This window comes from Desulfotomaculum defluvii (assembly GCF_054657375.1).
The window spans coordinates 74766-87342 of the sequence record NZ_BAAHYV010000004.1 but is presented as its reverse complement, the minus strand read 5'-3'; the positions used below and the strand labels follow the sequence as shown (position 1 = coordinate 87342).

Below are 12577 nucleotides of genomic sequence, written 5' to 3'. Positions count from 1 at the left end.
TGAGGTGGGATTTTGCAGAAGAAATTGGTTTTAATATTAGTTCTCTTAATTATGATTAGCAACACTGGTTGCTGGGATTTGCGGGAAGCAGAAGAAACCGGTATTGTGGTGGGTGGAGGCTTTGACCGCGGAAAAGATGGTAGTTTTATTGTTATTGCCCAAACCGTCAACCCCCAGCCCCCTGGAGCTGGTGGTGGTGGTAGCGGCGGTGGTGGTATGGCTCAAGAGACCTTTCATAATTGGTACGGTATTGGTGAAACAGTTTTTGATGCAACTCGTAATCTGACAATGAAATCTCCTAACGCTTTATTCTGGTCTCATAATAAGATTTATATTTTCTCTGAAAAATTGGCCCGGGAGGGTCTCAGTGAATATATGGATTTTATCGAAAGGGATCCAGAGTTTAAGCAAAGCGCCTGGGTATTGATTGCCCGGGATAATCTACTGGACGTACTGCAAGCCAGTGGTAATTTGCGACAGCCTCCGGCCCAAATACTTGCTGATATTATTGAGATAAGAGATCGTAACTCCAAATATGCCATTTCCAACCTGAGTGATTTTATAAAGCAACTGGGTAGCCCCGAAACCCAAGCCTATACCGCAGGGGTCACTTTTTACCAGGGACTGATGGAAGAAAAGAACAAGGTAAGTTTACCAAGTGAAGAGGCCCCACGGGCTAAGGAACTACGAATTATGGATACTGCTATATTTAATGGTGACAAGCTGGTGGGATGGTTCAATAACATTGAGAGTAGAGGTCTTTTATGGATTCAGGGTGAGGTTAATCAAGGTCTTCTTGTATTGAAAATGGAAAACCAAAGAATTACCTTTGAGATATTTCAAAGCAGCAGCAAGTTGGAACCCACTGTACAGGATGGCCAGTTAATCATGAAAATAAATGTTAAGGTAAGTGGCAACATAGGTGAGCTGACTCCTGGCAGTAAGCTTGAAGAAAAATTCATTAAAACAATTGAATCACAAATAGCAATAACTGTAAAAAAACAAATTCTTGCAGCAGTAACTAAGGCACAGGAACTGAACAGCGATGTGCTAGGCTTTGGCCCTGCTGTACATCGGGCTTTTCCAAAGGTCTGGGATAATGAGCTATCTAAGCAATGGCCAGAAATCTTTAAGGATCTGGATGTGGAAATAGCTGTGGAAGCAAATGTACGGGGCACAGGGTTAACATCAAACCCAGTCGCAATTCATAAACAATAGGAGTTGCTGAAAATTGTTTATTACCCTATTTTTGATAACAATAGCCTTTTTGACGATTATCTTTCTGGAAGTTCCACGGCTAATACTGCAAAAAAAATGGCGGGATTTAGCAGCTTTTTCTACTTTGCTACTTCCTGCTATACTTTACAGCTACGGTATCACCCTAGATTTAAATTTACCCAACCCCACAGATTTAATAGCATTCATCTTTGAACCACTGGCAAAAAGTCTTACATCATTACTGGGCACCCCACAGTAGACTAAACAAGTAGGAGGATCCACTTGGAAAAGGAGTACATTTCTGTAAAACAATGTCTATTTTTACTAATGGGCTCCATGATGGGTATTTCCCTAATGCTTGCTCCATCGGTTAGCGTTTTGCTGGCAAAACAAGATGCTTGGTTAGTTCCTTGGCTGAGCGCAGTTCCCGGTCTTGTTCTAATCGGCCTGTTGATTTCCTTAAACAAAATGTACCCAGGTCAATCTTTGGTACAATATAGTCATTCCATTCTAGGATTATTCGGTAAGTTCCTGGTGCTTATCCCAATCTGGTTTTTTTTATATTTGGGTGCTCAAAATTTACGGGAGATAACAAATTTTATAGCTTCAATTATACTGTTTGAAACACCACGTTTAGTTCTTTATTTTTTTACCATCCTTATATCTGTTTATGCCCTTAAATTGGGCCTAGAAACTGTGGCTCGAGCCTTTAGTTTTTTAGTTTTTATTGCCTTTATTCTTTTATTATTTATTCAGGTATATTCTATGCTTAATGCTAACTATGAAAATTTACTACCCATCTTAGGTGCCGGTGTCTTACCGGTTATCCGAGCCAGCTTAAATTTTACAGCTGCACCAGTAGGGGATGTTATTATTCTTTTTAGCATGGTAATTTACCACGTTAAGTATCCCCGTGACTTAGGTGCCAAACTTTCTATTGGATTTATCTTTTTAATGTTCATCATGTTTTTAGTCATAGGACGGGTAATCGTTACCCTTGGACCGGACCGTGCTACTCGCAATATTTATAGTATTGCAGCCACTATTAATGCTACAACTGGTGGTGGTTTAGTTCTGCCATTTATGACCTTAAATTGGTTCTTATTTTCACTTTGCCAATTTATTCTATGCTATTACGCCTTCGTTACCAGCGTTGCCCATTGGGCCAAATTAGCTGATTACAAGCCATTGCTCTTGCCTGCGGCTCCATTATTTATCGTACTGGGGATCTATAGCTTTGATAATTCTGTAGAAGCATTTGCTTTTTATCAAGTAATATGGCCAGTGTATGCGATTTTCTCCTCATTTTTCCTCCCCTTACTGCTTTGGCTGGTAGCAATTACTAAAAATAAAGTAAAATTAAACAGCCAGCAAAACAAAAAACCTAGTGTTACCATACCTGGAGATGAAAATGGATAAGGAATATATTTCTTCCCAACAATACCTGCTGTTACTAGCTGGTTATGGAGTTGGGACATCAATGTTACTAGTACCTACTATTTTGGTTCAGTACGCTAAACAAGGTGCCTTCTTAAGTACTGCATTCGCATTTATACCAAGTATAGCAATAGCAATTTTTCTGTCTTCCCTAAACAAAATGTATCCAGGTCAATCATTAGTTCAATACAGCGCTGCCATTTTAGGGGTACCAGGAAAAATTTTAGCACTGTTATTCATATGGTTCGCTTTTCACCTAAGTGCTCTAGTATTACGGAATATCGGAAATTTCGTAAATCTAACTATGCTTGCGGAAACTCCTACCCCTATCGTTTATCTCATAGTTGTTGCAATAACTGCCTTTGCACTCTTGGCTGGATTGGAGACCGCTGGTAGAGCAATGTCTCTATTGATGTTTTTAGCTATTTTAATAAGCGCCATATTACTGATTTTTACCCTACCCAACGCAGATTTTAGCAATATGCTCCCTCCTCTGGGGAACGGTTGGTTTTCTATCCTTAAGGGCAGTATTTACTTGTCTTCTTTTCCTGTTGGCGAGTTCTTACTCTTTGGGATGATAATTTTCAAAATTAAAGACTCGCAGCATACTACTATGTCATTTATTCATGGTCAACTTCTTGCGGCTTTAATAGGTACCTCTATTTTCTTACAGGTAATAACCATATTAGGCCCAGAAAGAGCCTCACGTTCTGTTATGGCCATTGTATCAACCCTTAACTCTATCCAAGGTAGTAATCTATTACTAATTCCCTTTGCCCTGACCTGGTTTATCTTTGCAATCATAAAATTTTACATCTGCTATTATGCCTTTATTGTTGGCTTCGCCCACTGGGCAGAAATGGATGATTATAGACCTCTAGTATTGCCTGGGGGTGCTTTGATAATATGTATTGCCATAATTCTCTTTAAAGGAATTGGAGAACACCAAAATTTTAATATGGTATACTGGCCAGCTTACTCTCTTCCATTTGAGTACGGAATTCCGTTGCTACTATGGTTAGCCGCAGGCTTAAAGATACTTGTCCAAGGTCGTAGACCCTGAGTATCAGCTAATTGTAGGGCTGACTAATATCAAAATATAGACGACGGCTGAAGGCTGATAAAAAAGAAGCACTCCGACTGAAGGAGTGCTTCTTTTTAAACTATAGCTTGAAGCCTGCTTATTGCTACGCTTCTTTTTTCTTCTTATCCACACGGATAGCTGTATCGGGGCAAACCATCTGGCAAATACCACAGGCAATGCACTCGTCATTGGCCTCCACCGAAGGGGTGCCATATACACCCAGGACCTTGGACCAAGCAATGCACTTCTTGGGACATTTCTGAATGCACAGACCACAGCCCTTGCACAGACCGGGGAAAAGAGTCCAGTCAGCTTTGGTAAGTTCCAGGGTACGACCTTTAAATTCCATGATTTCCCCCCCTATTTCATCAGTTCTATGCCGCGATCGATGGCTGTGAAGTTCAACTCACGCAGCTTAGGATTTTGTTCGAATTTGTAACCCAGTTTCTTCTCAATGGCAGCCTTGGCAGCCTCCACAGGAATAACTCCAGTAGCACCGATAACAGCACCCATGATCAGAATGTTAAACACCCTAGGATGTAGTTCGTTTTTAGAGATCTCCAAAGCAGGAATAGCTAATACTCTCTTAGCTTCACCTTCCTTTGGTAAATCTTCTTCTACACCTTCAATACTGCTATCATAAACATAGACGGTATTGGCATCAACATATTGTTTACACCGCCGCACAGCACGGTCACTTAAGGCAACCAAAATGTCTGCCTTGTCAAACTTTGGAGCACCAATGGCATTATCATCAATTTGAAGATATGCAATGGATACACCACCACGCTGCTCAACACCGAAATTTGGAATGTAGAGTGCCTCACGACCCTCTGCATTGGCAGCAGCAGCAATAATTTCTGCCACAGATTGTACACCCTGGCCACCTTCACCGGCCAAGCAGATTTTAACAGCTTTAGCCATTCTGCTGAGCCTCCTTTTTAGCTTCAAAGGGGTTTTTCTTCTCCCCTACTTTGTAGTACTGAGGCATTTCTTTTTCAATAAAGGCCCAAGTCTTCTCAGCATTGGTCCGCCAGTTGGTGGGACAGCCGGCCAGTGCTTCTACAAAGGAGAAACCGTTGCCTTCCATTTGGTTTTGCAGTGCTTTCTTGATGTAGTTCTTTAACTGTTTTAAATTAGCAGTGGTACCGCGGGCAACATATGCACCGTCGCCAGTAATAGCAGAAATCATCTCAGGTCCTTGGGTGGGCATGCCAGTTGCTTCTGGATCACGTCCATAGGGAGCAGTTTCAACCTTTTGACCAGGCATGGTGCAGGGAGACATCTGACCACCGGTCATAGCATACACAGTGTTATTTGCTAGAAGTACAGTTACTTTTTCATTCCGGGCAGCAGCATTGACAATACCGCCCACACCGATGGCATAACCGCCACCGTCACCCATATAAGCAACACAGATGAGGTCAGGGTTAGCACGTTTGATACCAGTCATTACCGGAGTGGTACGACCATGGTGAGTTTGAACACTGTCACAGTTGAAGAAATCCCAGGACAACAAAGAACATCCAATGTCACAACCAAAAACTACTCTATCTTGAATACCCAGTTCATCGATGGCTTCGCCTAGGCACTTCAGTACCAAACCGTGGCCGCAACCGGGACAAAATTTGTGGGGCTTACTTTCTACACGCCAGCTTTTAGGCATGGCAGGTTGTGGAGACACAGACATGTTGGAACCTCCCTCCTTAGTTTCGAAAATCTTATAGCACCTCTTTAACTCTTTCCACGATTTGTTCTGTGGTGATACCTACACCAGGACGGAACATAGGTACAATTTCGGCAGTTGAACCGTAAATGGCGTCTTTAACCAATTTAGCCAGTTGACCCTGAGCCGATTCTGCAATCAGCAATTTCTTGGTTTTACTAGCCACGGCTCTGAGCTGCTCCGCAGGGAAGGGGCGGAGGGTAATGGGACGGAAGAATCCTACCTTGTAGCCCGCTTCTCTTAATTCATTTACAGCATCACGTACACCACGGAATACAACACCGTGAGCAACAATAACTAGATCAGCATCTTCTACATTGTCTTGGCTATATTCAACAACTTCGGGAGCCATTTTTTCAAAGTCAGCAAAGTGCTGTTGCAAAACTTCAAAGAGTTCTTCTTCGGTGTTATAGGTATTACGGTAATGACCAGGATCACGATCTACACCAGGGGTTCCTTGTTTACCCACATATTTCTCAGATGGTATTCTTTCAATATCTCTTTCTTCAGGATCGTACAGAGTTACGGATTCACGAAGTTTGGCTTGATAACCATCTCCAAGAACAAAGGTTGGGAAGCGATATTTCCAAGCAGTGTTAAAGGCCTTAATTGTATAGTCAAACAGTTCTTGGTGATTACTGGGTGAATATACAATACGCATTCCTTCACCGTTACCACCCTGGGTGGTCAAGGTAACTTCCTGCTGGGAGTAGATTACGGTAGCTGTGGATGGGCCCCCACGCTGCTGGACAATGGTTACGGTTGGGAGTCTCATCATTTCAGCCATAGACATAGGTTCTTGCATTAGGGTATTACCAGGCCCAGCAGTAGCAGTAAAGGCTTTAAGGCCCGCCAACACACCACCCACTGTGGTAAAACCAGCAGACAATTCGTCTTCGGTCTGCAGGAATTTGCGGCCATACTTGGGGATTTGACGGGTCCAATAGTGCATGATTTCGTTCTGTGGGGTAATGGGATAGCCATACATAATATCAGCGCCTGCTGCTAAGCAAGCCCAGGCAACTACCTCGTTACCAGTCATGAACGCCCGTTTTTCTCCGGTAATGGGTTTTTCGGACATGAGAGATACCACACCTCCTGATTTAATTAAATCACTTTGTTTACTAGAAACATTAGTATGATGGTCTGGTTGTCCTACCAGAAAGTGCGAGGCATATATCGTACTAACGACCGTACAGAATTACCCATACAGTCTACAGTGCCGATTTTTTTCGCAACTTCCTGCTCCGCAGTGGTAGCCACCACGGGGATTCCCAGAATTTTAGAAACTTCTCCAATCACCTGGGCTCCTTCTTGCACAACCTCTGGAGTTGTTTCATCACCCAGGTGCGTGTTATTGATGAGACCATGAACAGGACCCAGCTCGTTTATGTAATTGACTATATCCTGAACAGTTGAGGTCATAGGTCTTTTAGTGTTTAATACTACATACACTTGTAATTCTGGGGTTTCATCCACACCTTCCAACAGGTTTAGTGTTTTTGCTCCTTCAACACCATACCCGATGTCAAGAATAACATCCCCTTCACGATATAATGCCCATCTACTTTCGGGTTTAATAATATTTCCTGCCTCACCTAGGCCAACAGTATCTTTTGTTTCCCAGGCAATTACATTTAAGCCGGTTTCTTCTAACTCTTTTTTGATAGGTCGCAGTGTATAGCATGGTTCCACAATATCTAGATCAACTAAATTGACTTTTCGACCGTTCCTGGCAATTTCCAGAGCACGGTTCACAGCAACTTCGCTTTTGCCACTGGCGTACTCGCCAACGTATGCTTCTACTATTCTCGCTGAGATGGCAAATCCACCTCCTTCTTGATAATGGGTTTATTTTACCCATTTCAGAAAATTCCTAAAAGGTCTAAAAATAACAATAACCGGGATGTTTTCTCCCGATTTCCTAATTTCAGTATAATAGTATGAATTTAATAAGTCAATGATTTGTTCTACAATTTAACCTAGCCATTAGCTATTAGCTGTTAGACATTAGCAAATAAAAAACCATGCACATTTATTACCAAAGGTTTCTAACGGCTAAAAGCTAATGGCTAATTATAATACCACATAATTAGCCAACACCAAGAGAACAATCCCCGGCATTTGTAAAATACCCGCTGTCAGAAGTGTAAAGGGATTTATGGCAATATGAATCCCCAAACCACTGCAAACAAAGTTTACCAAAAAAATTAATGCTCCTCCAATAATCAGTGACAAACTCAATCTGCCGACTAAAACAAGTGGCCGAGCAAAGATTGTCCCAAATAAGTACAAGCCAAATAACCCTATCAGGCTAAGAAGTACAGTTTTCCATTCCAAAGATACTCCTCCTTTTTATTGCCCATGGGCCAGTAGCTAATGACTCCCAAGGATAACATGCCCCAAAAAAGCCCATGGCTCACGGCTAATGGCTCATGGCTTAACCTAATAGAAATACCCATAAGCCATAAGAAAACCCCCTAGCTATATATAGGGGGTTAAGACAAAATTTATGACCATGTTTTCCATGGTTTAAAAAATTTTTATCCGAATTCGCCACGGCCCTCCAAAGCCTTTATTAAAGTCATTGCATCAGCATATTCGAGATCAGAGCCCACAGGAATACCGTGGGCAATCCTTGTAACTTTAACTCCTAGGGGTTTTAGAATCCTTGCCAGATATAGGGCTGTGGTTTCCCCTTCTATATCAGAGTTAGCAGCTAAAATAACCTCCTCGATTTCAGTGCTTTTAATGCGTTTTAATAGTTCCTTAATGGTTAAATCCTCTGGGCTTATACCCTCCATTGGCGATATGGCTCCATGCAGGACATGATAATGTCCCTTATAACCCCGGGCCTTTTCCATAGCTATGACATCTCTTGGTTCTTCCACTACACACAAAATTTTACTGTTCCTACTGGTATCCCGGCAAATAGAACAAGGATCTTCATCTGTAAGATTACAACATATCGTGCAACGTTTTATTGAATGCCTCACTTCAACCAGTGCCTTTGCTAGTCCCTGTGCAAGCTCCGGCGGTGCATTTAACACATAAAAGGCCAATCTCTGGGCAGTTTTGGGTCCTATACCCGGAAGCTTGGTAAATTCATCTACCAACCTGGCCACTGGCCCGGAGTAATACAACATGGGAGCTCCTCCTCAACAAAACTCTAGAACAACCCCGGTATATTTAAACCACCGGTTAACTTACCCATTTCCTTAGCCACCATTTCTTGGGATTGACGGAGAGCATCATTAACTGCTGTTATTAATAAGTCTTGGAGCATTTCTACATCATCTGGATCAACTGCCTCAGGCTTTAGGGCAATACTAATAATCTCCTGTTTACCATTGACTACAACCTTAACAGCACCACCGCCAGCACTGGTTTCCACTGTGCGATTCCCCAGTTCCTCCTGCATTTTTGCCATATCCTGCTGCATTTTCTGTACCTGCTTCATCATTTTGTTCATATTTCCACCCATCATAATTTTGGTTCCTCCTTTATGTTGTTACCCTAATGGTCTAACTAGGGTCATTTTCTAAATATACTATTTCTTTGCCAAAAATACGTATAGCTTCAGTATAGACCGGATCCTCCTCAGGTTTCAACTCCGGCTTAGTTAGGGACTTTTTTCCCTGCACACAGCGTACCTCCCATTGCCCCCCGAAGTGCTTAGTCAGCAACCATTCCATATACTTTCTATACTCAGGTTTATCGGCAGTTCGCATGTCAAATTCATCTAAAAAATACATGATTAAGGTATTGCCCTGAATTTCCATGCTGGGTTGGCTGCTGTTTAACAGGGACCAAAGAGGCATTTTTTTCCCTTCTTTAATACCCTTGAGCAAGGCAGGCCAAGCCTTTTGTATTTTCTCTACACTAGCAGTTACTGCTCCGGCATCTTTAGTTATTACCGGTTCTTCTTTACTAGCTGTAGCTACTGGTTCTACTTTTTGATCTTGTTCAGTCTTTACCTGCTTTATTGGCTTATCTATTGGGAGAGGTAATTCTCTCCCTTTTATAAATTTTATAGATTCAGAATCATCCTGGGGTACGCCAGTTACGAGGCTATTCTCCAGCCGGCGTTCCAATTCAGTAATTCTGCGAGTCAATCCTTCAACTGAGGCAACGATTTCTGGTCGGGAAGCCTTGACTAAGGCCAATTCTAAAATTAAGCCTGGTTGTGAGCTCCATTTCATCTCTTGCTCTGCCTGAACCAAGGTACTTAAAATACTAAAAAGTGTCTCATTACCAATATCATTATACTTACCTTCAATTCCTTCTACCAATAGTCCCCTTAAATAGGACGTTATCTCACGGGTAAAAAGCCTAAGGTCCTTACCTTGATCTGATATTTCGGCTACTAATTTTAGCGCCTCGCTGGTATTGCCTTGTGCCACCAAGTGTGTCATTTTAATTAGCACATCCTGTTGTACCGTACCCAGTATGCTATGAATATCTTCGGTGGTAACAGTTTTTTCGGCAAAGGCGGCACCTTGATCTAGTATGCTCAAAGCATCCCGCAATCCCCCTTCAGCCGCCTTGGCAATTAACTGTAATGCTTCTTCTTCTGCATCAATATGGGACCCTCGAGCAACTTCTTGTAATCTCTCAACCATTTCTTCAGGTTTAATCCGTCGAAAATCAAATCTTTGGCAGCGGGAAAGAATCGTTACTGGTACCTTGTGTGCCTCGGTAGTTGCCAGTACAAATACAACGTGGGATGGCGGTTCCTCCAATGTTTTTAACAAGGCATTAAAAGCTTGATCTGTAAGCATATGAACTTCATCTATGATATATACTTTTTTACCCCCAGCCGAAGGAGCAAATTTAACCTTTTCCCGCAGATCTCGAATTTCATCGATACCCCTATTAGAGGCAGCATCAATCTCAATCACATCAACGGAATTACCCTCATTAACAGATCTACAATTGTCACATTCATTACAGGGTTCTCCACTGATGGGGTTAAGGCAATTTAAAGCTTTAGCCAAGACCTTTGCGGTTGTAGTTTTACCCGTTCCTCTAGGACCGCAGAAAAGGTAGGCATGGGCTACTTTATCCTGCAGCAGGGCATTTTGTAAAGTTCGAGTAATATGTCCCTGCCCAACAATATCTTTAAAATATTGCGGTCGCCAGGTTCGGTACAATGCTTTATATGCCAAACTAACACACCTCATTGATATTCTTCCATATTGTTTCGCCCTTTAATACCTATTTCCTTTTTAAGCTGTTATTTCCAAAAAATAAAATCCAAAAAATACCAAAATTTATTATTAGGTAGAAATGACTACTTAACAGCACACCCTCAAGCAGTGCTTGAGGGTGTGTATATTTATCTTACTGTACCAACGAAACAACTACCACCAATAAACTCCCTAACTATGGAATTCAAGGGAATATCGTCTACCCCTAGGGAAGCAAAATAGCCGATAAAATCAAGTAATCTTTGGGCCTCTGCATACTCTGGGTATTCCTGTTTTATTTCTTTTAGATGTGGTTCTACCACATTCTTTAAAACAGCCAATTCATAGGGTAGTGCGGAATTAAACATTACGTCTGCACTTTCTTGAAAGGGAAAAATATTTTTTTCTTCTCCCCGGCGTACAGATGGCCACATCTTTATCGTCTCTCTAGCAGAGCGGCCCCTACAGCGTTGATCCCTGGCAATGCGCCTTAATAGTCTAACGTCAGTGGTAGGAATACGGTTTTGATTATCTAGATTGATCTGGGTTAAGGCACTGACATAAATCTTAAATTTCTTTCCCTTTGGGATAGAGCTGGTTAACATATCATTCAAACCATGGATCCCTTCAACCACCAGTAAGTCCGAAGAATTTAACTTTAATCGTTCACCATGATACTCTCTTTTCCCAGCTTTAAAATTAAAATACGGTAATTTTATTTCTTCCCCTTGAATGAGCTTTATTAAATGATCATTGAACAAAGCAATATCAATGGCATAGATACTTTCAAAATCATAATTTCCGTTCTCATCCAGAGGGGTCATTTCTCTATCAACAAAATAATCATCCAAAGAAATAGCCACTGGTTGGATACCATTAACCTGTAACTGGGTAGATAATCTTTGGGCAAAGGAAGTTTTGCCCGAAGATGACGGACCTGCAATCAAAACAATTCGAATCCGATCAATGTTATCACTTATTTGATCAGCAATCTCTGCAATTTTTTTCTCATGAAAAGCTTCGGACACCCTAATTAAATTACTGATATTACCATTTGTGACTACTTCGTTTAGGGAAACAACATTGTTAACTTTAAGAATTTTTGCCCATTTTTTAGCCTCAAAATGTATATTGGCTAATTTACCTTGCTCAACATAGGGTGGTATTTCTATTGGGCTATCTGCATTAGGAAGTTCAAGAATAAACCCTGGTAAATAAAAACGAAGTCTAAAGTTCTTCAGTAACCCCGTGGATGGCACCATTGGACCATGGCTCAGGTCATAATAACCACCACAGGAGTATAGTTCAATTTCTTCTTTTAAAACGTAGTTCAGAAGCTGAATCTTTTCACTTTGGCCTGCTTCTGTTAAAAGACGCTCCGCTTCATCTTTTTTGAGATTCATTAAGATAATAGGTTCATCTGCATCAATTATATAGTGCATTTGTCTTTCTATTCTTGAAATATCTTTATCCTTTAGAGGCCTATCATAATTAATTTCTCCATAGAGTCCATTGCCAAGAGTGTGTTGAATTACCGCACTGCTCCCAGGTAGGACTTCAGATATGGCTCTCATTAATAAAGCTGTGACACTACGCCGGTAAACCCGCACTCCCTCCGGCATTGTTAAATCCACAAATCTCACATCACAATTCTCCATTATGGGTGTCCTTAAATCCTTTAATTCATTGTCAATAAAGGCCGCCACAACCGGAATAGCTTTTTCTTGTTGTCCCATCTTTAATAGTTCACTTACCGGTGTACCCTGGGAAATTTCAAAGGGCCCTTCTCCTTCTAGTAAAACCTTAACTACATCTTCCGCCATTTGTACACCTCCCAATTGTTCGTTAGTTAAATTAAAAACTATTATATATAGATTAATTAAATAAATCCACTCTTTATGTAATATTCTTGCGCCGAGGGCA

14 protein-coding genes are annotated in these 12577 nt (G+C 41.4%); 4 read left to right on the top strand and 10 right to left on the bottom strand.

Annotation, left to right across the window (positions count from 1 at the left end):
• The first annotated feature begins 12 nt into the window (after positions 1 to 12).
• From ACYQ03_RS02140 to ACYQ03_RS02125, 4 genes are read left to right on the top strand one after another with little or no spacing between them, the layout of a single operon-like run.
• Positions 13 to 1218 carry a Ger(x)C family spore germination protein gene (locus tag ACYQ03_RS02140; RefSeq protein ID WP_459907272.1) on the top strand — a complete coding sequence of 402 codons (1206 nt, stop codon included), beginning with the start codon at positions 13 to 15 and terminating at the stop codon, positions 1216 to 1218.
• Positions 1219 to 1231: 13 nt separating this feature from the next.
• Positions 1232 to 1477 (top strand): hypothetical protein, encoded by a 246-nt coding sequence (locus ACYQ03_RS02135; protein ID WP_459907271.1) that lies wholly within the window; start codon positions 1232 to 1234, stop codon positions 1475 to 1477.
• Positions 1478 to 1500: 23 nt separating this feature from the next.
• The gene (locus ACYQ03_RS02130; protein WP_459907269.1) at positions 1501 to 2637 is read left to right on the top strand and encodes a GerAB/ArcD/ProY family transporter; all 1137 of its coding nucleotides are present in this window, start codon (positions 1501 to 1503) and stop codon (positions 2635 to 2637) included.
• Positions 2630 to 3718 carry a GerAB/ArcD/ProY family transporter gene (locus tag ACYQ03_RS02125; protein ID WP_459907267.1) on the top strand — a complete coding sequence of 363 codons (1089 nt, stop codon included), beginning with the start codon at positions 2630 to 2632 and terminating at the stop codon, positions 3716 to 3718. The genes ACYQ03_RS02130 and ACYQ03_RS02125 overlap by 8 nt, the downstream gene beginning before the upstream one ends.
• A gap of 124 nt (positions 3719 to 3842) precedes the next feature.
• Here the strand turns inward: ACYQ03_RS02125 and ACYQ03_RS02120 are convergent, their stop codons facing one another.
• The 10 genes from ACYQ03_RS02120 to ACYQ03_RS02075 all read right to left on the bottom strand — a co-directional run bounded on the left by ACYQ03_RS02120 (position 3843) and on the right by ACYQ03_RS02075 (position 12477).
• The gene (locus tag ACYQ03_RS02120; protein ID WP_459907265.1) at positions 3843 to 4088 is read right to left on the bottom strand and encodes a 4Fe-4S dicluster domain-containing protein; all 246 of its coding nucleotides are present in this window, start codon (positions 4086 to 4088) and stop codon (positions 3843 to 3845) included.
• An 11-nt stretch (positions 4089 to 4099) separates the two neighbouring features.
• On the bottom strand, positions 4100 to 4663 hold the full coding sequence (locus tag ACYQ03_RS02115) for a 2-oxoacid:ferredoxin oxidoreductase subunit gamma family protein (protein WP_459907264.1): 564 nt from the start codon (positions 4661 to 4663) through the stop codon (positions 4100 to 4102).
• Positions 4656 to 5429 carry a thiamine pyrophosphate-dependent enzyme gene (locus ACYQ03_RS02110; RefSeq protein ID WP_459907262.1) on the bottom strand — a complete coding sequence of 258 codons (774 nt, stop codon included), beginning with the start codon at positions 5427 to 5429 and terminating at the stop codon, positions 4656 to 4658. The genes ACYQ03_RS02115 and ACYQ03_RS02110 overlap by 8 nt, the downstream gene beginning before the upstream one ends.
• Before the next feature lie 31 nt (positions 5430 to 5460).
• Complete coding sequence (locus tag ACYQ03_RS02105; protein ID WP_459907261.1) at positions 5461 to 6546, bottom strand: transketolase C-terminal domain-containing protein; 1086 nt, start codon at positions 6544 to 6546, stop codon at positions 5461 to 5463.
• A gap of 74 nt (positions 6547 to 6620) precedes the next feature.
• Positions 6621 to 7286, bottom strand: coding sequence for a hypothetical protein (locus ACYQ03_RS02100; protein ID WP_459907436.1), 666 nt, complete (start codon positions 7284 to 7286; stop codon positions 6621 to 6623).
• A 255-nt stretch (positions 7287 to 7541) separates the two neighbouring features.
• The gene (locus ACYQ03_RS02095) at positions 7542 to 7805 is read right to left on the bottom strand and encodes a pro-sigmaK processing inhibitor BofA family protein (RefSeq protein ID WP_459907259.1); all 264 of its coding nucleotides are present in this window, start codon (positions 7803 to 7805) and stop codon (positions 7542 to 7544) included.
• 203 nt (positions 7806 to 8008) lie between these two features.
• A complete protein-coding gene (recR, locus tag ACYQ03_RS02090) occupies positions 8009 to 8611 on the bottom strand; it encodes a recombination mediator RecR (protein WP_459907257.1) in 603 nt (200 codons plus the stop codon).
• A 23-nt stretch (positions 8612 to 8634) separates the two neighbouring features.
• Positions 8635 to 8952, bottom strand: a complete 318-nt coding sequence (locus ACYQ03_RS02085; protein WP_459907255.1) for a YbaB/EbfC family nucleoid-associated protein — start codon at positions 8950 to 8952, stop codon at positions 8635 to 8637.
• A 37-nt stretch (positions 8953 to 8989) separates the two neighbouring features.
• Complete coding sequence (gene dnaX, locus ACYQ03_RS02080; RefSeq protein WP_459907254.1) at positions 8990 to 10633, bottom strand: DNA polymerase III subunit gamma/tau; 1644 nt, start codon at positions 10631 to 10633, stop codon at positions 8990 to 8992.
• Between the two features lie 170 nt (positions 10634 to 10803).
• Positions 10804 to 12477, bottom strand: a complete 1674-nt coding sequence (locus ACYQ03_RS02075; protein WP_459907252.1) for a uridine kinase family protein — start codon at positions 12475 to 12477, stop codon at positions 10804 to 10806.
• Positions 12478 to 12577: the final 100 nt, after the last annotated feature.

What these genes read in the sequence shown, in the direction of transcription:
- ACYQ03_RS02125 (WP_459907267.1), top strand. Translation starts at nt 2,630, where the DNA reads ATGGATAAGGAATATATTTCTTCCCAACAATACCTGCTGTTACTAGCT.
- ACYQ03_RS02120 (WP_459907265.1), bottom strand. Translation starts at nt 4,088, where the DNA reads ATGGAATTTAAAGGTCGTACCCTGGAACTTACCAAAGCTGACTGGACT.
- ACYQ03_RS02115 (WP_459907264.1), bottom strand. Translation starts at nt 4,663, where the DNA reads ATGGCTAAAGCTGTTAAAATCTGCTTGGCCGGTGAAGGTGGCCAGGGT.
- ACYQ03_RS02110 (WP_459907262.1), bottom strand. Translation starts at nt 5,429, where the DNA reads ATGTCTGTGTCTCCACAACCTGCCATGCCTAAAAGCTGGCGTGTAGAA.
- ACYQ03_RS02105 (WP_459907261.1), bottom strand. Translation starts at nt 6,546, where the DNA reads ATGTCCGAAAAACCCATTACCGGAGAAAAACGGGCGTTCATGACTGGT.
- recR (WP_459907257.1), bottom strand. Translation starts at nt 8,611, where the DNA reads ATGTTGTATTACTCCGGGCCAGTGGCCAGGTTGGTAGATGAATTTACC.
- ACYQ03_RS02085 (WP_459907255.1), bottom strand. Translation starts at nt 8,952, where the DNA reads ATGATGGGTGGAAATATGAACAAAATGATGAAGCAGGTACAGAAAATG.
- ACYQ03_RS02075 (WP_459907252.1), bottom strand. Translation starts at nt 12,477, where the DNA reads ATGGCGGAAGATGTAGTTAAGGTTTTACTAGAAGGAGAAGGGCCCTTT.